The 20,789-nt window shown below is 72.2% G+C and carries 15 protein-coding genes and 1 rRNA gene; 7 read left to right on the top strand and 9 right to left on the bottom strand.

The features are described 5' to 3' along the window. Positions 1-11: 11 nt before the first annotated feature. Complete coding sequence (gene secA / locus ACIGAN_RS23205; protein WP_365739136.1) at positions 12-2,858, bottom strand: preprotein translocase subunit SecA; 2,847 nt, start codon at positions 2,856-2,858, stop codon at positions 12-14. Between the two features lie 280 nt (positions 2,859-3,138). On the opposite strand from secA, the gene ACIGAN_RS23200 reads away from it, so the two are divergent. Together ACIGAN_RS23200 and ACIGAN_RS23195 are read left to right on the top strand one after the other, a co-directional pair. Then, positions 3,139-3,708: a GNAT family N-acetyltransferase gene (locus ACIGAN_RS23200; RefSeq protein ID WP_399860125.1), complete on the top strand. Its 570-nt coding sequence runs from the start codon at positions 3,139-3,141 to the stop codon at positions 3,706-3,708. 56 nt (positions 3,709-3,764) lie between these two features. Continuing rightward, positions 3,765-4,952, top strand: coding sequence for a winged helix-turn-helix domain-containing protein (locus ACIGAN_RS23195; protein ID WP_365098213.1), 1,188 nt, complete (start codon positions 3,765-3,767; stop codon positions 4,950-4,952). 18 nt (positions 4,953-4,970) lie between these two features. Here the strand turns inward: ACIGAN_RS23195 and ACIGAN_RS23190 are convergent, their stop codons facing one another. The 7 genes from ACIGAN_RS23190 to mtnA all read right to left on the bottom strand — a co-directional run bounded on the left by ACIGAN_RS23190 (position 4,971) and on the right by mtnA (position 14,820). After that, entirely contained in the window at positions 4,971-5,717 is a 747-nt protein-coding gene (locus ACIGAN_RS23190; RefSeq protein ID WP_365098215.1) for a response regulator transcription factor, read from the bottom strand. 206 nt (positions 5,718-5,923) lie between these two features. Next, positions 5,924-6,619, bottom strand: a complete 696-nt coding sequence (gene hpf, locus ACIGAN_RS23185) for a ribosome hibernation-promoting factor, HPF/YfiA family (protein WP_399860122.1) — start codon at positions 6,617-6,619, stop codon at positions 5,924-5,926. 311 nt (positions 6,620-6,930) lie between these two features. Further along, the gene (locus ACIGAN_RS23180; protein ID WP_399860119.1) at positions 6,931-8,064 is read right to left on the bottom strand and encodes a ComF family protein; all 1,134 of its coding nucleotides are present in this window, start codon (positions 8,062-8,064) and stop codon (positions 6,931-6,933) included. 261 nt (positions 8,065-8,325) lie between these two features. Next, entirely contained in the window at positions 8,326-10,158 is a 1,833-nt protein-coding gene (locus ACIGAN_RS23175; RefSeq protein WP_399860116.1) for an LpqB family beta-propeller domain-containing protein, read from the bottom strand. Beyond that, positions 10,148-12,496, bottom strand: coding sequence for an MtrAB system histidine kinase MtrB (gene mtrB, locus ACIGAN_RS23170; RefSeq protein WP_399860114.1), 2,349 nt, complete (start codon positions 12,494-12,496; stop codon positions 10,148-10,150). The genes ACIGAN_RS23175 and mtrB overlap by 11 nt, the downstream gene beginning before the upstream one ends. Position 12,497: 1 nt before the next feature. After that, on the bottom strand, positions 12,498-13,187 hold the full coding sequence (mtrA, locus tag ACIGAN_RS23165; RefSeq protein WP_009188938.1) for a two-component system response regulator MtrA: 690 nt from the start codon (positions 13,185-13,187) through the stop codon (positions 12,498-12,500). Between the two features lie 484 nt (positions 13,188-13,671). Further along, positions 13,672-14,820, bottom strand: a complete 1,149-nt coding sequence (mtnA, locus tag ACIGAN_RS23160) for an S-methyl-5-thioribose-1-phosphate isomerase (RefSeq protein ID WP_399860111.1) — start codon at positions 14,818-14,820, stop codon at positions 13,672-13,674. A gap of 140 nt (positions 14,821-14,960) precedes the next feature. Here mtnA and ACIGAN_RS23155 point away from each other — a divergent pair, with 140 nt between their 5' ends. The 5 genes from ACIGAN_RS23155 to ACIGAN_RS23135 are packed head-to-tail and all read left to right on the top strand — an operon-like array spanning position 14,961 to position 20,607. After that, on the top strand, positions 14,961-16,343 hold the full coding sequence (locus tag ACIGAN_RS23155) for a glycerophosphoryl diester phosphodiesterase membrane domain-containing protein (protein WP_399860108.1): 1,383 nt from the start codon (positions 14,961-14,963) through the stop codon (positions 16,341-16,343). Positions 16,344-16,347: 4 nt separating this feature from the next. Further along, on the top strand, positions 16,348-17,115 hold the full coding sequence (locus ACIGAN_RS23150) for a DUF4129 domain-containing protein (RefSeq protein WP_399860105.1): 768 nt from the start codon (positions 16,348-16,350) through the stop codon (positions 17,113-17,115). Next, positions 17,112-18,308 carry a DUF4350 domain-containing protein gene (locus ACIGAN_RS23145; RefSeq protein ID WP_399860103.1) on the top strand — a complete coding sequence of 399 codons (1,197 nt, stop codon included), beginning with the start codon at positions 17,112-17,114 and terminating at the stop codon, positions 18,306-18,308. The genes ACIGAN_RS23150 and ACIGAN_RS23145 overlap by 4 nt, the downstream gene beginning before the upstream one ends. Continuing rightward, positions 18,308-19,297: an AAA family ATPase gene (locus ACIGAN_RS23140; protein ID WP_399860101.1), complete on the top strand. Its 990-nt coding sequence runs from the start codon at positions 18,308-18,310 to the stop codon at positions 19,295-19,297. Before ACIGAN_RS23145 ends, ACIGAN_RS23140 begins: the two co-directional genes overlap by 1 nt. Beyond that, entirely contained in the window at positions 19,297-20,607 is a 1,311-nt protein-coding gene (locus tag ACIGAN_RS23135) for a DUF58 domain-containing protein (RefSeq protein WP_399860098.1), read from the top strand. The genes ACIGAN_RS23140 and ACIGAN_RS23135 overlap by 1 nt, the downstream gene beginning before the upstream one ends. A gap of 95 nt (positions 20,608-20,702) precedes the next feature. Here ACIGAN_RS23135 and rrf read toward each other — a convergent pair. Beyond that, positions 20,703-20,789, bottom strand: a 5S ribosomal RNA gene (gene rrf, locus ACIGAN_RS23130); the annotation flags it as partial.

Raw genomic sequence — 20,789 nt, 5'->3', positions numbered from 1 at the left:
CTCGGCCCGCGTCACTTCTTGCGGCGGCCCCGGCTGCGGGCCTGCTTGCGGCGCTCCGCGCGGGTGAGACCGTCGGCCTCGGACCGCACCGGCTCGCCGTCCTCGGTGAAGTCGCCCTCGATCGTGCCGCCCTCGCCGTCGACCGTCGGCGCGGAGAAGTGGAGGTTGCGCCGCTGCGGGACGTCGAGGCCCTTGGCGCGGATCTCCGGACGGGCACCGGCCTGCGCCGGCACCGAGTCGTGCTTCTCCAGGTCGGCCACGGGCTTGGTGTCCTCGACGGGGACCTCCTCGACCTGCTGCTCGACCTGGACCTCCAGGTTGAACAGGTAGCCGACGGACTCCTCCTTGATGCCCTCCATCATGGCGGTGAACATGTCGAAGCCCTCGCGCTGGTACTCGACCAGCGGGTCCTTCTGCGCCATCGCGCGCAGGCCGATGCCCTCCTGGAGGTAGTCCATCTCGTAGAGGTGCTCGCGCCACTTGCGGTCCAGGACCGACAGCACGACCCGGCGCTCCAGCTCACGCATGATCTCGGAGCCGAGCTGCGCCTCACGGGCCTGGTACTGCTCGTGGATGTCGTCCTTGACGGAGTCGCTGATGAACTCGGCGGTGAGTCCGGCCCGGTCGCCGGCCGCCTCCTCCAGCTCCTCGACCGTGACGTTGCACGGGTAGAGCTGCTTGAAGGCGCCCCACAGCCGGTCCAGGTCCCAGTCCTCCGGGAAGCCCTCGGCGGTCTCGGCCTGGACGTAGGCGTCGATGGTGTCGTCCATGAAGTGCTGGATCTGCTCGTGCAGGTCCTCGCCCTCCAGGACGCGGCGCCGCTCGCCGTAGATGACCTCGCGCTGGCGGTTGAGGACCTCGTCGTACTTCAGGACGTTCTTACGGGTCTCGAAGTTCTGCTGCTCGACCTGCGACTGGGCGGAGGCGATCGCGCGCGTGACCATCTTGTTCTCGATCGGCACGTCGTCCGGCACGTTCGCCATGGACATCACGCGCTCGACCATCTGCGCCTTGAACAGCCGCATCAGGTCGTCGCCGAGGGAGAGGTAGAAGCGGGACTCGCCCGGGTCGCCCTGACGGCCGGAACGACCGCGCAGCTGGTTGTCGATCCGCCGCGACTCGTGCCGCTCGGTGCCCAGCACGTACAGGCCGCCGAGCTTCTCGACCTCTTCCTTCTCCGCCTTGACGGCCTTCTCGGCCCGCTCCAGCGCCTCGGGCAGGGCCTGCGCCCACTCCTCGATGTGCTCCTCGGGGTCGAGACCGCGCTGGCGCAGCTCGGCCTCGGCGAGGTCCTCGGGGTTGCCGCCGAGCTTGATGTCCGTACCACGGCCGGCCATGTTCGTCGCCACCGTGACCGCGCCCTTGCGGCCGGCCTGGGCGACGATCGTCGCCTCCCGGTCGTGCTGCTTGGCGTTGAGCACCTCGTGCTGGATGCCGCGCTTGCTCAGCTGCTGCGAGAGGTACTCGGACTTCTCGACGGAGGTGGTGCCGACCAGGATCGGCTGCCCCTTGCGGTGCTTCTCCTCGATGTCGTCGACGACGGCCTCGAACTTGGCGACCTCGGTCCGGTAGATCAGGTCGGACTGGTCCTTGCGGATCATCGGCCGGTTGGTCGGGATCGGCACCACGCCGAGCTTGTAGATCTGGTGGAACTCGGCGGCCTCGGTCATGGCCGTACCGGTCATGCCGCACAGACCGGGCTGTTCCTTGCCGTTGTGGTCGTGGCGCTTGTAGAGGCGGAAGAAGTTCTGGAGGGTGATCGTGGCGAGCGTCTGGTTCTCGTCCTTGATCGGCACCCCTTCCTTCGCCTCGATCGCCTGGTGCATGCCCTCGTTGTAACGGCGGCCGGCGAGGATACGTCCGGTGTGCTCGTCGACGATCATGACCTCGTCGTCGATGATGACGTAGTCCTTGTCCTTCTTGAACAGTTCCTTCGCCTTGATGGCGTTGTTCAGATAGCCCACGAGCGGGGTGTTCACCGACTCGTAGAGGTTGTCGATGCCCAGCCAGTCCTCGACCTTGGCGACACCGGACTCGTGGATGGCGACCGTGCGCTTCTTCTCGTCGACGTCGTAGTCGCCGGTCTCCTCGATGCCCTTGAGCGGCTGGCCGGCCTCGCCGCGCTTGAGGCGCTTGACCAGCTTGGCGAAGTCGCCGTACCACTTGGTGGCCTGGTCGGCCGGGCCGGAGATGATCAGCGGCGTACGGGCCTCGTCGATGAGGATGGAGTCGACCTCGTCGACGATGGCGAAGTTGTGGCCGCGCTGGACGAGCTCGTCCTTGGACCACGCCATGTTGTCGCGGAGGTAGTCGAAACCGAACTCGTTGTTCGTGCCGTACGTGATGTCGCAGGCGTACTGCTCGCGGCGCTGAGCCGGCGTCATGTTGGCGAGGATGCAGCCGACGCTCAGGCCCAGGAAGCGGTGGACGCGGCCCATCATCTCGGAGTCGCGCTCGGCCAGGTAGTCGTTGACCGTGATGATGTGGACGCCCTCGCCGGACAGCGCGTTCAGGTACGCCGGCAGCGTGCCGACGAGGGTCTTGCCCTCACCGGTCTTCATCTCGGCCACGTACCCCATGTGCAGGGCGGCGCCGCCCATCATCTGCACGTCGTAGTGACGCTGGCCCAGGACGCGCTTGGCGGCCTCACGGACGGTGGCGAAGGCCTCGGGCAGCAGGTCGTCCAGGCTCTCACCATCGGCGTACCGCTGCTTGTACTCATCGGTGAGGGCCCGCAGCTCGGCGTCGGAGAGGTCGACGAAGTCCTCTTCGATGGAGTTGACCTGGTCCGCGATGCGGTGCAGCTTGCGCAGGATCTTGCCTTCGCCTGCACGCATGATCTTCGAGAGGACGGACACGGGGGTTGGTCTCCTTGCCGGTCGGGCCTGGGACGGTCGGTTACCACTTGACTTACTGAGCAACGGCCATCGTATGCGAGGACCCCGCCGCGCCGGGAGGGCCTGCCGTGACGGCGACCGTCCGCTGCTTCAATTCTGATTCACGTCTGCTTCGAAGGGGACAACGTCCGGGCCCTCCGGATGGTGCCGCATCACGCCACCGTTTTGCACAGCGCGTGATCACCGCCTCACCGACGGCAAAGGAATGGCGCCGCGGGCACCCTCCGCGCAGAATCGGCCGATGGAACCCGTCACCCTCACCACGGACCGCCTCCTGCTGCGCACGGTGGGCCCCCGGGACACCGACGCGGTGTACGAGGCCTGTCAGGACTCCGACATCCAGCGCTGGACGACGATCCCCTCGCCCTATCTGCGCGAGCACGCCGAGAGCTTCACTCAGCGGCTGGCCCCCGAGGGCTGGGCGGACGGCTCCATGTTCACCTTCGGCGTCTTCCTCCACTCCGGCGACCTCGCGGGCATGCTCGGCCTGACGATGCGCGCCCTGGGCATGGCGGAGATCGGCTTCTGGGCCGCGCCGCAGCACCGCTCCCACGGCTACATCACCGAAGCGGCCCGCGCCGCCTGCCGCTGGGCCTTCGCGCACGGTGCGATCGACCGGGTCGAATGGCGCGCGGAGGTGGGCAACCGGGCCTCGCGCGCGGTGGCGGAGCGCGTGGGCTTCACGATCGAGGGCACACTGCGCGCCGCGACGAACAACAAGGGAGTGCTCCGGGACACCTGGATCGGCTCCCTGCTCCCCTCGGACCTCGGCCTGCCGTCGACGGCGCCGTACCTGCCAGCCGCCCGCTGACCGAGATCCCGCAGGTCCGGCCCCCGATGTCAGTGCCACCGCATATCGTGCGAGCCATGACCACCCCGCGCCCCGCAGCAGAGCTCTCCGCAGACGAGGCCCGCAGAATCGCCCTGCGCGCCCAAGGCTTCCTCGGCGCCCCCGACCGCCGCTCCGGTGTCCGCGGCGTCCTGCGCCACCTCGGTGCGATACAGCTCGACACGATCTCGGTCCTGGCCCGCTCCCACGAGCTGGTGCCCTACGCCCGCCTGGGCGCGGTGGGCAGGAAGACGGTGGAGAAGGCGTACTGGACCCCGGATCCCTCCGGCGCCCCGCACGCCTTCGAGTACTGGTCGCACGCCGCGTGCATCCTGCCCATCGAGGAGTGGCCCCACTTCGCCTTCCGCCGCCGCGCCTACCGCAACCGCCCGCACTGGAACCACGAGCTTCCCGACGGTGTGTACGACCGGGTCATCAAGCAGCTCCGCGCCGAAGGACCCCTCACGGCCACGGAGTTGGGCGGCGCGAAGAAGACGAACGACTGGTGGGACTGGTCCGGCTCCAAGGTCGCCGTGGAGCGCGCCCTGATGCACGGCGAGGTGGTGTGCGTGGAACGCCGCGGCTGGAAGCGGCTCTACGACCTCGCCGAGCGCGCGATCCCGCCCGCGCTGCTGCACGACGAGCTGGACGACACCGAGTGCCTGCGCCGCCTGGTCCGCCTGGCGGGCCGGTCCCTCGGCGTCGGCACCCGCGCGGACATCGCCGACTACCACCGCCTCAAAGGCGAGCAGGTGGACGCCGTGATCGCCGACTCGGGGCTGGTCCCGGTCACGGTCGAGGGCTGGGGCAAGCCGGCGTGGGCCGACCCGGCGGCCCTGGAGACACCCCCGCGCGGCCGGCACCGCACCACACTGCTGTCGCCGTTCGACTCCCTCATCTGGGAGCGGGCGCGCACGGAGCGGATCTTCGGTTTCACGCACCGCCTGGAGGCCTACGTCCCCAAACCGAAGCGGGTGTACGGCTACTTCGCGATGCCGGTCCTGGCCGGCGGCCGGCTGGTCGGCCGTGTGGACCCGGCGCGCGCGGGCAGCACGCTGGTGGCCAAGCAGGTCACGCTCGACGGCGCGAAGGCGGTCCCGGCCGTCGCCCAGGCCCTGGTCGAGGCCGCGTCCTGGGTGGACTGCACGGACGTGCGCGTGGAACGGGTCGACGCGCCGGACCTGCGGGAGCCGCTCGTACGGGAGCTGGCCCGCCTGACCGTCTGAGTGCACCGACCGCCCGGGTCAGCGGATTTCGAGGATCTTCTCCCGCATCGCGTACACCACGGCCTCCATCCTGGAGTGCAGCTGCAGCTTCTCCAGGATGTTGCGCACATGGTTCTTCACGGTGTTCTCGGAGATGAACAACTCCTTGGCGATGTCCCGGTTGTTCATTCCCGTGGCGACGAGCTTGAGGACTTCCAGCTCGCGGTCCGTCAGGCGCGGCGCGGGCACCAGGCGGCGCTCGTCGGTGCGCTGGATCATCGATTTGAACTCGGTGAGCAGCTTGGACGCCATGGACGGGCTGATCTGCGACTGCCCGTCGGCGACCGCGCGAATCGCGGTGGCCACCTCGTCCGTGGAGATCTCCTTGAGGAGATAGCCGGTCGCGCCCGCCTTGATGGCGTCGTAGAGATCGGCTTCCTCGTCGCTGATCGTCAGCATGATGATCTTCGCGCTGGGTGCCACCTCCTTGATGGAGGTGCAGGCCTCGATGCCGCCCCGCTTCGGCATGCGCACGTCCATCAGGACGATGTCGGGCAGCAGGTCGGCGGCCTTCTCGACGGCTTCGGCTCCGTCACCCGCCTCCCCGACGACCTGGATGTCCTCCTCGGCGGCGAGCACGATCTCCAGGCCGCGGCGGAACAGGGCGTGATCGTCCACCACGAGGACTCTGATCGGTTCCTTGCGTGGGGTCTCCGTGTCCGGGCCCATGCCGATGACGCCGTCGTGGGCGTCCTCGTCACGCATCGGTCCGAAGCTGTCCGCCATCGTTCCTCCCCCTGAAGGCTGTGGCCTGTGGTCCTGAGCCATCGCCAACCCAGAGCAGCGACCCACCGGTTGGGCCGTGGCCACCATGATTTCATGCCCGGACGGCACCGGGGTGACGGAGCGGGGCGCGAAGTGGTCGCACAGGGGTGCCCCTGGGGGCGCACACGCGCTCCAGGGGCACCCACTGCACCTGTCACCCGGCCCGGTCAGCCGCCGAGCGCACCGCCCGCGTCCGGGGAGTGCGCCTGGGTGACCATGGTGTCCGTCCTGAGGTGGATCACGCCGTAGTCGTAGGCGTGCCGTCGGTAGACGACACTCGGTTCCTTGGTCTCGGAGTCGACGAACAGGTAGAAGTCGTGGCCGACCAGCTCCATCTCGTAGAGAGCCTGGTCGAGGGTCATGGGCGCTGCGACGTGGGTCTTCTCGCGGACGACGATGGGGCCGTCACCTTGTACTTCCAGCGAGCCGATCTTCTTCGTGGGGACCGCTTCCGGCTCCTCCTCGGAGGCGGGCGCGAGGCCGCTCCCGTTGAGCGTCGCCACACCGGGGACGTGGTCGGCGACCTCGGCGGCCGGGATCCGGCGCGCGCCGCGGCGCGAGAACCGCTTGTCGTGCTGCCTGCGCAGCCGGGCTTCCAGCTTCTCCGCCGCCAGGTCGAGCGCCGCGTACGGATCGCTCGCCGCTGCCTCCGCCCGGATCACCGGACCGCGGGAGCGGAGCGTGATCTCCACTCGGTCACAGCGGTCGGCCTGCCTGGGGTTGGGCTCCTTGGACACCTCGACGTCGAGGCTGATCACCTTGCCATCGAGCTTCTGGATCTTCTCCAGCTTCAGCTTCTCGGCCACGTGCTTCCGGAACCGCTCGGGCACCTCGGTCTTGCGGCCCTTGACGACGATGTCCACGCAGAACTCCGTTCCCGGATCGCTCCGCTTCGCTGCGGAGCATCTCCCTTTTGCACCAGGTTCCGGTCAGCCCCGGAACCTCGGACTCGGTGACTTCCACCTCCTCCCCCGTGGGCGAGATCTCCACTCCACCGTCGCGAGTGATGAAGGAAAACCCGCGTCACGGCATTCGGATTTGAGAGGTGTGGCCTGCGGCTTTCCCTCTCAACCGAACATATCTCGCCCGGACGGATGTCGTCACCCTCTACTGCGGCGTACCTCCGTTCAGGTGAATAGGCCCTCTCATTACCTGCAACGACGCAAGATCTCAGTCAGTTCCGGTTTATTTGGAAAGCGTCCGGTGATGCCGCGACCACTGCCGCGCACACCACGTCGGCCACTCCGCCGGCGCCGTCCGCGCCCGCCATTTCCTGCCGGCCGGGCCGCCGGCTCGTCCTCTCGCGCCTTGATCCGACGTTCTGTTCCTCTCTGCTTTCCCAGCTCTCTCCCCCGTACACGGCCTCGGTCCACGCAGCGTTCGAAATCGGCCCCGTCACCGCCGCGTACGACACCCCCGGCCCGCCGCCGGCGGCCCGCACGGCCCGGGCAGCCTCCGCCAGGGAGGCGCCCGTGGTCATCACGTCGTCGACCAGGACGACCGGCCCGGCAGCCAGCAGCCCGGCGCCTCCGGGCGCGACCGTCAGCGCGCCGGCGAGATTGTCCTGCCGCTGCCGGGAGTTGAGACCCGACTGGTCGGCCACGGCCCGGCGGTGCCGCAGCACACCGAGCACCCGGGCCGGGACGCCGCCGCGCCGCAGGTCCGCGGCCGCCGCGAGGGCGATCCGGCGTGCCGGGTCATGTCCCCGGGCGCGCACGGCCCGCCGCCCGGACGGCACGGGCACGAGCAGCACGGGAGCGGTTCCGGCCCCGGTGCCGACGCCTGCGGTCGTTGCGGCGCTTCCAGCGCTTCCTGTCCGGGTGGCGCTACCGGGCCTTCCGGCGCTTCCAGCGCTTCCTGTCCAAACGGCGCTACTGGGCCCTCCGGCGCTTCCGGCCCTTCCGGCGCCAACTGTCCATACGCCGCTTCCATCGCTTCCGGTCCCTGCGGCGCTTCTGCTCGGTCCGGCGCCGCTTCTGTCCCCCACAGCGGCCCCGGTGCCCGGCCGGCGGGCTTCCCGGAGCCCGGCGCGCACGGCGTGGGCCAGGGCCGTTCCCAGCGGACCCGCGAGCGCCAGGGCACCCCGCTCCTTGTGGGCCAGCAGCGTCGCCCGCACCTCGTCGGCGTACGCGGCCGCCGCGTGCACCACCGGCAGCCCGGACGGCTCCGGCACCGGCCGCACCCGCCGTACCGCGACCCCGTCGAGCACCGCACGGCACCGCGCGCACAGCACCGTACGCGGCGCGCCGCAGCCCTCGCACTCACCCGGCAGCACCAGGTCGGTCAGGTCCCGCCACCACCCCCGCATGCCGACCACTCTGCCGCCCCGGCCGGGCCGCGGCCACCCCTGTGGACAACCGCCTGTGGACGACCGTCCTTGGACTACCCGTCTGTAGACATAGCGGTGAGGCCCTCTCGGCCGGCGCCCACGCAGGGCGAGGTCGCCGCCGCGCAACCGGGGCAGCCGGGGGTATGCCGCCCCGGCCGTGCCACACGGCCCGTGCGGCTCCGTGCCACACAGCCCCTACGGCTCCGGCCCTCACCGCGACATGAGGTCACGGCCCGAGCCTCACCCCGGGTAGACCGGCGCCGTCCCCTCCGTCACCTTCTGCCACTGCGCCCCCGTGGGCAGCCGGACGATGCCGTCGACCGAGTTCGCCACCAGCGGCAACCCGTCGTCCTCGGCGGCGGTGACCTCCTTGACGCCGGTCAGGGCCGCGGGGGCCGGGACGTCCGGCGTGGAGCCGTCGACCTGGACGTACCGCATCTGCTCCACGCCCCCGTGCTCGCGCCCGACCACCACGAGCCGGCTGTCCCCGGCCCACGACATGGCCGTGACCTCCTCCAGCTCGGGGGTCGCGGAGCGCAGTTCGACCACGCGGACGGACGGCTGCGCGCCGGCCTTCTCCTCCCGCTCGATCAGCCCGATGAGCAGCGTCTTCTTGCCGCCCTTCTCCACGACGAGCGCGATCCGCACCCCGTCCGCGGCCACCCGTACGGACTGGATCCGCCCGTCCAGATGCGGCGTGCGCACCTCCAGCGGCTCGCCCTTGCCGTCCTCCAGCAGCAGCAGCCGGGGATCGCGCGGGTCGCGGTCGGCCACCCACAGGCCGTCCTCCGCGTCCCAGCTGGGGGTCGTCAGCCGGTCCGCCTCGCTGCGGCCCTGGCTGCGCAGCACCGGTTCACCGAGCGAGCCGCCCGAGACCAGCGAGCCGACGTACAGCGACTTGCCGTCGAGGCTGACGCCCGCCGCGGTGTGCTCGTCGCGCGAGACGGCCACCGACCGCAGGGCCGTGTCGCCCTCGCCCAGCGCGCCGGGCGCCGGGTCCGGCTTGGTCTCGTCACTGCCCGCCGGGATCCGTACGAGCCGGTCCTTGCCGTCGACGAAGTACAGGTAGTCGGGGTGACGCGCCGCGCTGCGGGAGGCGGCGGTCTCGGCCGCCGCCTGGGTGAGCGAGCACAGCTCGGTCCCGCCGGCGCGCAGCTCCACCTCGTCCACCGCGGGGCTGAGGCTGCGCAGCGTGAACAGCAGCTGGGCCGCCATCTCCTCGCACCGGTTGGTGCCGATGCCCGCGGCCTTGTCGTTGAGCGGGACGGTCAGCAGGTTGCGGTCGTCGGGCGTGAGCGCGCCCGAGCCCTTCGCCAGCGCCGTGCCGGTGGGGAAGCTCGACCGGACGACGGGGTCGAGCCAGCGCGTGGGCCCGCTCAGCAGCGAGCGCACCATCTGCGTCATGGGATCCACGCGCCGGCGCACGTAGACGGGGTCCGCGACCGCGGTGGGCTGCGTCTTCGCCCCGGCCGCCACGGTGTTCGAGGCGAAGTAGTACTTACTGGCGGACATGTAGTTGCGCTGGAAGTCCGACTGGCCCATGACGACACCCTGCGGCAGCGCGTCGATCCGCCACTGCCCGCTCTTCTCGTCCTGCGTCAGATGCACGGTCCTGCCGTACGTCCCGGTGGCCGGCGCGTACGACTGCTGCGCGTCCACGGTGGCCACCTTGGTGCCGGTGAGCACGTACGAGATCTCGCCGGTGTCCTCCCGGCCTCCCGGCCCCTCGGGCTTGGCGCCCGGTCCGTCGGCGAGCACCGTGGTGTACAGCTCCGGCCGCCAGGTCTTCGCGGCGTCCCCGGTCAGGTACTGGCGTGCCGTCTTGTACTGCGGATCGTCGCTGGTCAGCGCCTCCAGGAAACCCTGCACGATCTCCGAGGGCGGCGCGTCCTCCCCGGGCGGCACGGCGAACACGCGCACCTGGGTGTCCTGGCGCGGCGTGGACTCCACGCTCCGCAGATCTCCGCTGTCCGGCATCGACGCACACCCCGCCAGCACCAGGACGCCACCGGCGGCGTACGCCATCACGCGCGCGGGACCGCCCCGGCCGCGCCTTTCGCGGTCAGCGCCCACGAGATGCCTCCCCTTGCCTGTTCGCCGCACCCGGCGCGCCCTCACCACTGGAAGCACCCTCACCGCCGAGAGCACCCTCACCGCCGAGAGCGGCGGCACCGTCGCCCGTGCCGGCGTCGCCGGCGCCTGCGCCAGCGCCTGCGCCGGTACGGCCCGGAGCGCCGTCACCCGTCCCGCTCGCCACACCGTTCTCGGTGCTCGGGGCGGGACCGCCCACACGTCCACCGCTCCCGCGTCCACCGCCTACGTGCCCACCGCCTCCGCTTCCACCGCCGACGTGCCCTCCGGGCACCGTCCCCGCGGCGCCCGCGCCGTCGCCGGGTCCACCCCGGCCCGCGGTCCCGGCGGGACCGGTCTCCCCGTCCTGCCTCCGGGTGCCCGAGGCGGGCCGTGGCACCACGCGCGCGCCGTTGCCCGGCAGCGCCGTCGGATCGGCCGTGGCACCGGCCGCCCTCGGCGGTATCGGGTCCCGCTTCGCCCCCGGTGCCGCGGAGCCGCTCGCCGGCTGCGCCGGCACGGTCGCCCGCTTCTCGCCGTCACCGCCGCACGGCAGACCGGCGTCGTCGAGGCCGCGGTTGCGCCGCGAGTCCTTGGGCTCCAGCGGTATCGGCGAGCCCCGCAGCGGCTCGTCCGCGGTCCTGGGCAGCGTCAGCCGGAACTGCGAGCCGCCGCCCGGCTCACCCCACGCCTGCAGCCAGCCGCCGTGCAGCCGCGCGTCCTCCAGGGCGATGGACAGCCCCAGACCCGTACCGCCCGTGGTACGCGCGCGTGCCGGGTCGGCCCGCCAGAAGCGGCTGAACACACGGGTCGCCTCACCCGGCTTGAGCCCGACCCCGTAGTCCCGCACCGCGACGGCGACAGCGCCGCCGGCCGCGGCGAGCCTGACGATCACGTCGTTGCCCTCGCCGTGCTCCACGGCGTTGACCACGAGGTTGCGCAGCACCCGCTCCACGCGCCGGGCGTCCGCCTCGGCGACGACGGGCTGCTGGTCGCCCAGGACGCGGATCCGCGAGCCCTTGCGCTCCGCGAGCGGCTCGGCCCCGCTGACCACCCGCCGCACGACGTCCCGGAGGTCTATCGGCTCGGCCTCCAGCGCCGCGGCACCCGCGTCGAACCGGCTGATCTCCAGCAGGTCCGCGAGCAGCGACTCGAACCGGTCCAGCTGGTCGGCGAGCAGCTCCGCCGACCGCGCGGTCACCGGGTCGAAGTCCTCACGCGCCTCGTGGATGACGTCCGCCGCCATCCGCACGGTCGTCAGCGGCGTCCGCAGCTCGTGCGACACGTCCGACACGAACCGGCGCTGCATCCGCGACAGGTCCTCCAGCTGGCTGATCTTGAGCTGGAGGTTCTGCGCCATCTTGTTGAAGGCCTCGCCGAGGCGCGCGATGTCGTCCTCGCCGGTGACCTTCATGCGCTCCTGGAGCCGCCCGGCCGACAGCCGCTCGGCGATCCCCGCCGCCATCCGCACCGGCGTGACGACCTGGCGCACCACGAGCCAGGCGATGGCCCCGAGCAGCACGACGACGAACAGCCCCGCCGTCGCCAGCGTGCCCTTGACCAGGCTCAGCGACTTCTCCTCCTGGGTGAGCGGGAAGAGGTAGTACAGCTGGTACGGGTCGCCGTTCGGGTCGTTGACCTGCTTGCCGATGACCAGGCCCGGCTGGGAGTCCTTGATCTCGTTGTTGTACGTGATGCGCGTGTAGCTCTGCGCGGCCGTCGTACTGCTGCCGATCCGCTCGCGCAGGTCCGCGGGCACGCTCCGGTTCCAGTCCACCTCGCCGGAGGCCCGCTGTCCGCGACCGCCGGCGCCGTTCGCGTCGGAGGCCGGGAGCGTCACCACGTCGAAGGCGCCCTGGCCACCGCTGGACAGCGAGGAGACCAGGTCGCTCAGCCACTGGGTGACGTTCTGCGCGGGCCGGCCGTCCGCCGTGGCGACGTCGTCGCCGGTCCCGCTGGCCGCCTCGTCGGCGCGCTGCTTGGCCACCGCGAACCCGCCGGTGGCCTGGCTCTGGGACGCCTTCACCTTGGCGTCGAGCAGGCCGTTGCGCACCTGCCCGATGACGACGAAGCCCAGCAGCAGCACCACACCGAGCGACATCAGCAGTGTCGTGACGACGACCTTGAGCTGGATGTTGCGCCGCCACAGGCGCATGACCGGCAGCAGCGGCCGGCGCACCCACCGCACGAACAGCCGGACGACCGGGCTGCCCTGAACACCGCCCTGGAGCAAACCGCTCTCCAGGAACCGCCCCCAGCGGCCGCCCTTCCTCCGCCCGACAGGCCGCCCCGGGCGGGCCCCGGACCGGCCGGGCGCCGAAGCGGCACTGTCGCCGGACATGTCAGCTCGGCCCTGCCTTGTACCCGACACCACGCACGGTCACCACGATCTCCGGCTTCTCCGGGTCCTTCTCGACCTTGGAGCGCAGCCGCTGCACATGCACGTTGACCAGCCGCGTGTCCGCCGCGTGCCGGTAACCCCACACCTGCTCCAGCAGCACCTCGCGCGTGAACACCTGCCACGGCTTGCGCGCCAGCGCGACCAGCAGGTCGAACTCCAGCGGTGTCAGCGCGATCGACTGCCCGTCCCGCTTCACGGAGTGCCCCGCCACGTCGATGACCAGGTCACCGATGGCGAGCTGCTCCGGAGCCGGTTCCTCCGACCTCCGCAGCCTGGCCCGGATGCGGGCCACCAGCTCCTTCGGCTTGAACGGCTTCACGATGTAGTCGTCGGCACCCGACTCCAGGCCCACCACCACATCGACCGTGTCGCTCTTGGCCGTGAGCATCACGATCGGCACGCCGGACTCCGCCCTGATCAGGCGGCACACCTCGATGCCGTCCCGGCCGGGCAGCATCAGGTCCAGCAGCACCAGATCCGGCTTGGCCTCCCGGAACGCGGCCAGCGCCTTGTCCCCGTCGGCCACGAACGACGGCTCGAAACCCTCACCACGCAGCACGATGCCGAGCATCTCGGCCAGTGCGGTGTCGTCGTCGACGACAAGGACTCGTCCCTTCATAAACGACATCATCCCATTCTCATAACGGTGGCGAAGGCAGTGGTGAGGTAGGTCACCGGCCAGTGACCATAGTCGCAGCAAGCGCGACTGTCTGCCCTCGTCCGCCCGCCGATGATCTTTCCGGCGACCTCCGCGGAGTCCCTTCGCCGGCCGAGCGGCCCGCCCCGGCCCCCAACCGACGGCCGGACGACCCGGCCCGAGCCCGCCTCGACGGCCGAGCGATGCGGCCCGAGCCCCCAACCGACGGCCCGACGCCCCGGCCCGGGCCACTTCGACCGCCGAGCGACCCACCCCGGGCCCCCAACCGACGGCCGAGCGCCCCGGTCCGAGCCCAAAACCTCACGGTCGGACGCCCCGGCCCGAACCCACTTCGACGGCCGAGCGACCCAGCCCGAGCCCGCTTCGGCGGCCGGACGGCCCGGCCGGGCCGACTCCGGCGGACGAGGGACCCGATCCGGGCCGCTCCGGTAACCGTGCGAAGCTCAGCCCGCCGCCCTCAGCCCGCCACCACCCTGCGCGACCGCGCGCACACCTCGGCGAGCGCCTCGGCCGTCACCGGCGAGACCACACCCTCCTCCGTCACGATCGCCGTCACCAGCTCCGGCGGCGTCACGTCGAAGGCCGGGTTGTACGCCTGCGTCCCCAGCGGCGCCACCGGGATCCCGCCGCCCGCCTCCGTACCGGCCACCGGCACCTGCGGCGCCACCAGCTCGGTCACCTCGTGCCCGGGACGCTGCTCCACCTCGATGGACGCCCCGTCCGCCGTGTCCAGGTCCACCGTCGTCACCGGCGCCACCACGATGAACGGCACATGGTGGTACCGCGCCAGCACCGCCAGCGGGTAACTCCCCACCTTGTTCGCCACCGACCCGTCCGCCGTGATCCGGTCGGCCCCGATCAGCACCGCGTCCACCTCGCCCGCGGCGAACAACGACCCCGCCGCGTTGTCCGTGAGCAGCGTGTACGCCATCCCGCTGCGGGCCGCCTCGTACGCCGTCAGACGCGCGCCCTGCAGCAGCGGACGCGTCTCGTCCACCCACAGCCGCCGCAGCCGGCCCACCCGGTGCGCCGCGAGCGCCACCGCGAACGCCGTGCCCTCGCCCCCCGACACCAGCGAGCCGGTGTTGCAGTGGGTCAGGATCCGGTGCCCCCCACCGGGCAGCAGCTCGTCCAGCAGCGCCAGGCCGTGCTCGGCCATCCGCCCACTGGCCTCGGCGTCCTCCCGGTGCAGCTGCCGCGCCGCGGCCAGCGCCGCCGCGGCCGCCTGCCGGACGTCACCGCCCTTGGCCAGCGCCGCCGCGTGAGCCTCCTGCGCCCGCCGCACCCCGACGGCCAGGTTCACCGCGGTCGGCCGGGCCGTCGCCAGCGCGGACGCGGCCTCGTCCACGTCGAAGCCCCGCACGGCGGCGAGCGCGACACCGTACGCCCCCGCGATGCCGAGCAGCGGCGCCCCGCGCACGGCCAGCGAGCGGATCGCCTCCACCAGCGCGGACGCGTCCGTACAGACCAGTTCGACCTCCTCTGCCGGCAGCCTCGTCTGGTCGAGCAGGACCAGAACGGGTCCCTCCGGTGGCTCTTCCCAGCGGATCGCCGGGATCTCGGTCGGCCGCTTGTCGTCGCCGCTGTACGCGTACTGATCAGCCATGCGATCAGTCTGCCCCCAATCCGGCGGACAATTGAAGGTACGCAGCCCAGACCGCGGCCGGTCACACCAAGACCACCCCATGGCACGATGGCTGCCAACCTGCCGCCGCGACCGCGGACGGGCACCGTGAAGGAGCGACGATGAACGACACTCCGGGCTGGGCCTCGCCCGGATCCGCCCCGTCCGACGGGCAGAAGCCTGACGCGTCCGGCCCTGCCGAGCCCGCAGACCGCCCCGGTCCCGCACAGCCCGCCGACCAGGCGGGACAGCCCGACCACAGCTCGCAGGGCCCCGGCCCGCAGTGGTCCAAGGAACAGCCGCCACCGGCCCAGTGGTCCGCCCCCGGCACCCCGCCCGGCCCCGGCCAGGCACCCCCGCCCCCGCCGCCCGGCCCGGGCTGGGGCACCCAGCCCCCCGGCGGCTACGGCGGCCCGGGCGGCTACGGCCCCGGCGGTCCCGGAGCCCCCGGCGGCTACGGCCCCGCTTACGGACACCCGGGCGGCCCCGGCGGCTGGGGCGCCGGCTGGGGCGGCCCCCCGCCCGCCGCCAAGCCCGGCGTGATCCCGCTCCGCCCGCTCGGCGTGGGCGAGATCCTCGACGGCGCGGTCTCCACCATGCGCACCTACTGGCGCACGGTCCTGGGCATCTCGCTCACCGTCGCGGTCCTCACCGAGATCATCGTCGTGCTCTTCCAGGGCCTCGTCCTGGACGACTCCAGCACCGACGCCCTCAACGACCCGAGCGCCACCCTCAGCGAGCTGAGCCGGGCCATGGGCGACGCGCTGCTCAACTCCAGCGTCATCTTCGTGATCTCCCTGGTCGGCACGGTCATCGCCACCGCCCTCCTGACGACCGTCACCAGCCGGGCCGTGCTCGGCAAACCGGTCACCATCGGCGAGGCCTGGCGCGACGCCCGCCCTCAGATCCTCAAACTCTTCGGCCTCATCTGCCTGTTGCTGCTCATCACCGCCGGCATCGTCGCCGTCGGCACCCTGCCCGGCATCCTCGTCTCCGTCGCCGGGAGCACCGCAGCGGGCGTCGCCCTCACCGTCCTGGGAATCATCGGCGCCGGCATCGTCGCCCTGTGGCTGATGATCCGCTTCTCGCTCGCCTCGCCCGCCCTGATGCTGGAGAAGCAAGGCATCAAGAAGGCGATGAGCCGCTCCGCGAAGCTGGTCCAGGGCACCTGGTGGCGGATCTTCGGCATCCAGCTGCTCGCCACGATCATCGCCAACGTCGTCGCCTCGATCATCGTCATCCCGTTCACCTTCCTCGCCGGGGCCTTCAGCGACGAGGGCATCACCGGCTGGCTCAACTCCGGTGCCGGCAGCCTCGGCTGGACGTTCCTCATCGTGAGCGGCATCGGTTCGGTGATCGGCTCCATGATCACGTTCCCGATCACGGCCGGCGTCACCGTGCTCCTCTACATCGACCAGCGCATTCGCCGCGAGGCCCTCGATCTCGAACTGGCCCGCGCCGCCGGTGTCCAGGGCTACGGCCCCGGCGCCACCCCGGGGAGCTGATGCGGTGAGCCCGGCGGGGGACCTTCTCACCACGGCGCTGCCCGGCGCCGCCCTACGGACGCTGCTGCACGCCGGCGACACCTCCGTGCTGTCGTCGGCCCTCTCGGACGACGAACCGCCCCTGACCACCCCGCGCGACCCCGCGCGCGAGGCCGCCCGGCGCGAGCTGTCCAAGCGGATGTACCACGAAGACGACCCCAGCCTGTTCCAGCGTGCCCTCGACGCCTTCTGGGACTGGCTCGGCAGACTGCTCAACGCCGCCTCGACCGCCACGCCCGGCGGCACGCTCGGCCTGGCCGTCATCGTCCTGGCCGTCGTCGCCGTCCTGGCCGCCCTGTGGTGGCGCCTGGGCACGCCGCGCCGCCAATCCACCTCGTCCGCCGCCCTGTTCGACGACCGCCCGCGCAGCGCCGCCGACCACCGCGCCGCCGCCGAGGCACACGCCGCCCAGGGCCACTGGAACCAAGCCGTCCAGGAACGCATGCGCGCCCTCGTCCGCGCCCTGGAGGAACGCGCCCTCCTCGACGTCCGCCCCGGCCGCACCGCCGACGAGGCAGCGGCCGAAGCCGGCCGCGCCCTGCCCGCCCACACCGACCGGCTGCGCGCCGCCGCCCGCGACTTCGACGACGTCACGTACGGCGGCCGCTCGGCGACCGAGCAGGCGTACCACCGCATGGCGGAACTCGACCGCGACCTGGAACGCACCAAGCCCCAGCTCGCGACGAGCAGCGCGAGCACGGCCCCCACCACCCGCCAGGGAGCCGCCGAATGACCACCGAGGCCACGCTCCCCACCACCTCGGCCTCGCCCACCGCCCGCCAGGTGTGGACCCGCGCGCGCGGGATCGCCCTCGCGCTCGCGGTGCTCGTCGCCGGAGCCGTCGCCATCGCCGTCATCCGCTCCGACGCCCGCCACGGCGAACTCGACCCACGCTCCGCCGACCCGGGCGGCAGCCGCGCCGTCGCCGAACTGCTCGCCGACCGGGGCGTGGACACCCGTGTCGTCACCACCCTGGACGAGGCAGCCGTCGCGACCGGCCCGGACACCACCCTCCTGGTCGCCGTCCCCGACCTGCTGACCCGTGGTCAGCAGACCCGCCTGCACGACGCGTTCGCCCGCTCCGACGGCCGTACCGTCCTGGTCGCCCCGGGCAGCGCCTCCGTCGAACGGCTCGCCCCCGGCGTCACCGCCGACCCCGCGACCAGCCTCGACTCGGCGCTCTCCCCCGACTGCGCGCTGCCCGCCGCCCACCGCGCCGGCACCGCCGAAACGGGCGGCGTCCGCTACACCACCACCCACCTCGACGCCGACCAGTGCTACCCGAGCGAACGCCTGGCCACCCTGCTGCGCATCCCGGCCGACCGCGCAGACGGCGACACCGTCGTCCTCGGCGCGCCCGACATCCTCCTCAACGACCGCCTCGACGAGCAGGGCAACGCCTCGCTCGCCCTCCAACTCCTCGGCTCCCGCCCCCATCTGGTCTGGTACCTCCCCTCGCTCTCCGACACCTCGGCCACCGGCACCGACGAGGAACGCGGCTTCTTCGACCTGCTCCCCTCGGGCTGGCTCTGGGGCACCCTGCAACTCTTCATCGCAGCAGCCCTGGCCGCCCTGTGGCGGGCACGCCGGTTCGGCCCCTTGGTGCCCGAGAAACTCCCCGTCGCGATCCGCGCCTCGGAAACCGCCGAGGGCCGCGCCCGCCTCTACCGCAAGGCCGACGCCCGCGACCGCGCGGCCGACGCTCTCCGCTCCACCACCCGCACCCGCCTCGCCCCCCTCGTCGGCGTCCCCGTCACCCAGGCGCACTCGCCCGAGGCCCTGCTCCCCGCCCTGTCCACCCGCCTCCACGGCGACGGACAGGACCCCCACGCCCTGCTCTTCGGAGCACCGCCCAGCGACGACGCAGCACTCATCGCACTCGCCGACCGACTCGACGCCCTCGAAAGAGAGGTACGCCGTCCATGATGGACCCGACCACTGACAACGCCGGGCAGACCGGGGACCCGGGCGACGCCCGAGCCGCCCTGGAGGCCCTGCGCGCCGAGATCGCCAAGGCCGTGGTCGGCCAGGACCCCGCCGTCACGGGCCTCGTCGTCGCCCTGCTCTGCCGCGGCCACGTCCTCCTCGAAGGCGTCCCCGGCGTCGCCAAGACCCTCCTGGTCCGCGCCCTCGCCTCCGCCCTCGAACTCGACACCAAGCGCGTCCAGTTCACCCCCGACCTGATGCCGAGCGACGTCACCGGCTCCCTGGTCTACGACACCCGCAGCGCCGAGTTCTCCTTCCAGCCCGGCCCGGTCTTCACCAACCTCCTCCTCGCCGACGAGATCAACCGCACGCCCCCCAAGACCCAGTCGTCCCTCCTGGAGGCCATGGAGGAACGCCAGGTCACCGTCGACGGAACCCCCCGCCCCCTGCCCGACCCGTTCCTGGTCGCCGCGACCCAGAACCCGGTCGAGTACGAGGGCACCTACCCCCTCCCGGAAGCCCAGCTCGACCGCTTCCTCCTCAAACTCACCATCCCCCTGCCCTCCCGCCAGGACGAGATCGACGTCCTCACCCGCCACGCCGAGGGCTTCAACCCCCGCGACCTCAAGGCCGCCGGCGTACGCCCCGTGGCCGGCCCCACCGACCTCGAAGCCGCCCGGGCCGCCGTCGCCAAGACGACCGTCTCCCCGGAGATCACCGCCTACGTCGTCGACATCTGCCGCGCCACCCGCGAGTCGCCGTCCCTCACCCTCGGCGTCTCCCCCCGGGGCGCCACGGCCCTCCTCGCCACCGCCCGCGCCTGGGCCTGGCTGACCGGCCGCGACTACGTCATCCCCGACGACGTGAAAGCCCTCGCGCTCCCCACGCTCCGCCACCGCGTGCAGCTCCGCCCGGAGGCCGAAATGGAAGGCGTGACGGCCGACTCCGTCATCACCGCGATCCTCGCCCACGTCCCCGTCCCCCGCTGATGGCACTCACCGGACGCGCCGCCCTCCTCGCGGCCCTGGGCTCCCTCCCCGTAGGCATCTGGGAGCCCGGCTGGACGGGCATCCTGGCGGTCAACGCACCCCTGGCTCTGGCCTGCGCCTGCGACTTCGCCCTGGCCGCCCCCGTGCGGCGCCTGGGACTGACCCGCTCCGGCGACACCTCCGTACGCCTGGGCGACACGGCGGACGTCACCCTCACGATCACCAACCCGTCCCGCCGCCCCCTGCGCGCCCGCCTCCGCGACGCCTGGCCCCCCAGCAGCTGGCAGCCGGACACGGAGACCCCCGCGTCCCGGCACCGCCTCACCGTCCCCCCGGGCGAGCGCCGCCGCGTCACCACCCGGCTGCGCCCCACCCGCCGGGGCGACCGCCAAGCGGACCGCATCACCATCCGCTCCTACGGCCCCCTTGGCCTCTTCGCCCGCCAGGGCACACACAAGGCCCCGTGGACGGTACGGGTCCTGCCCCCGTTCACCAGCCGCAAGCACCTGCCCTCCAAGCTGGCCCGCCTGCGCGAACTGGACGGCCGCACCAGCGTGCTCACCCGCGGCGAGGGCACCGAGTTCGACAGCCTCCGCGAGTACGTCCCCGGTGACGACACCCGCTCGATCGACTGGCGTGCCACGGCCCGCCAGACCGCTGTCGCCGTCCGCACCTGGCGCCCCGAACGCGACCGCCACATCCTCCTGGTCCTCGACACCGGCCGCACCTCCGCCGGCCGCGTGGGCGACGCACCCCGCCTCGACGCCTCCATGGACGCGGCCCTGCTCCTCGCGGCGCTGGCGTCCCGCGCCGGCGACCGCGTCGACCTCCTCGCCTACGACCGCAGGGTCCGCGCCCTGGTCCAGGGCCGCACGGCAGGCGATGTCCTGCCGTCCCTGGTCAACGCGATGGCCACGTTGGAACCGGAACTGGTGGAGACGGACGCCCGGGGCCTCACGGCCACGGCACTGCGCACGTCACCCCGCCGTTCCCTCATCGTCCTGCTGACCACCCTGGACGCGGCCCCCGTCGAGGAAGGCCTCCTCCCGGTCCTGGCCCAGCTCACCCAACGCCACACGGTCCTGCTGGCCTCCGTGGCGGACCCCCACATCTCCGACATGGCCAAGGCCCGCGGAAACGTCGACGCTGTCTACGAGGCCGCCGCAGCCGCCCGAGCCCAGTCCGAACGCCACCGCACGGCGGATCAACTCCGCCGCCACGGCGTCACGGTCGTCGACGCCACACCGGAGGACTTGGCGCCGGCCCTGGCCGACGCATACCTCGCCCTGAAATCGGCGGGACGCCTATAGCCCGCCGATGCGAAAGGACCTGTTCTCCGAAAGGAGCAGGACCCTGAACGCAGAAAACCCCCGCATCACCAGATGCGGGGGTTTTCCCAATGATTGTTCGGCGGCGTCCTACTCTCCCACAGGGTCCCCCCTGCAGTACCATCGGCGCTGTAAGGCTTAGCTTCCGGGTTCGGAATGTAACC

Origin of the sequence: Streptomyces sp. NPDC085931 (genome assembly GCF_044540565.1) — a bacterium.
In the GTDB taxonomy this organism is placed as follows: domain Bacteria; phylum Actinomycetota; class Actinomycetes; order Streptomycetales; family Streptomycetaceae; genus Streptomyces.
This window is presented reverse-complemented; position numbering and strand designations above follow the sequence as displayed.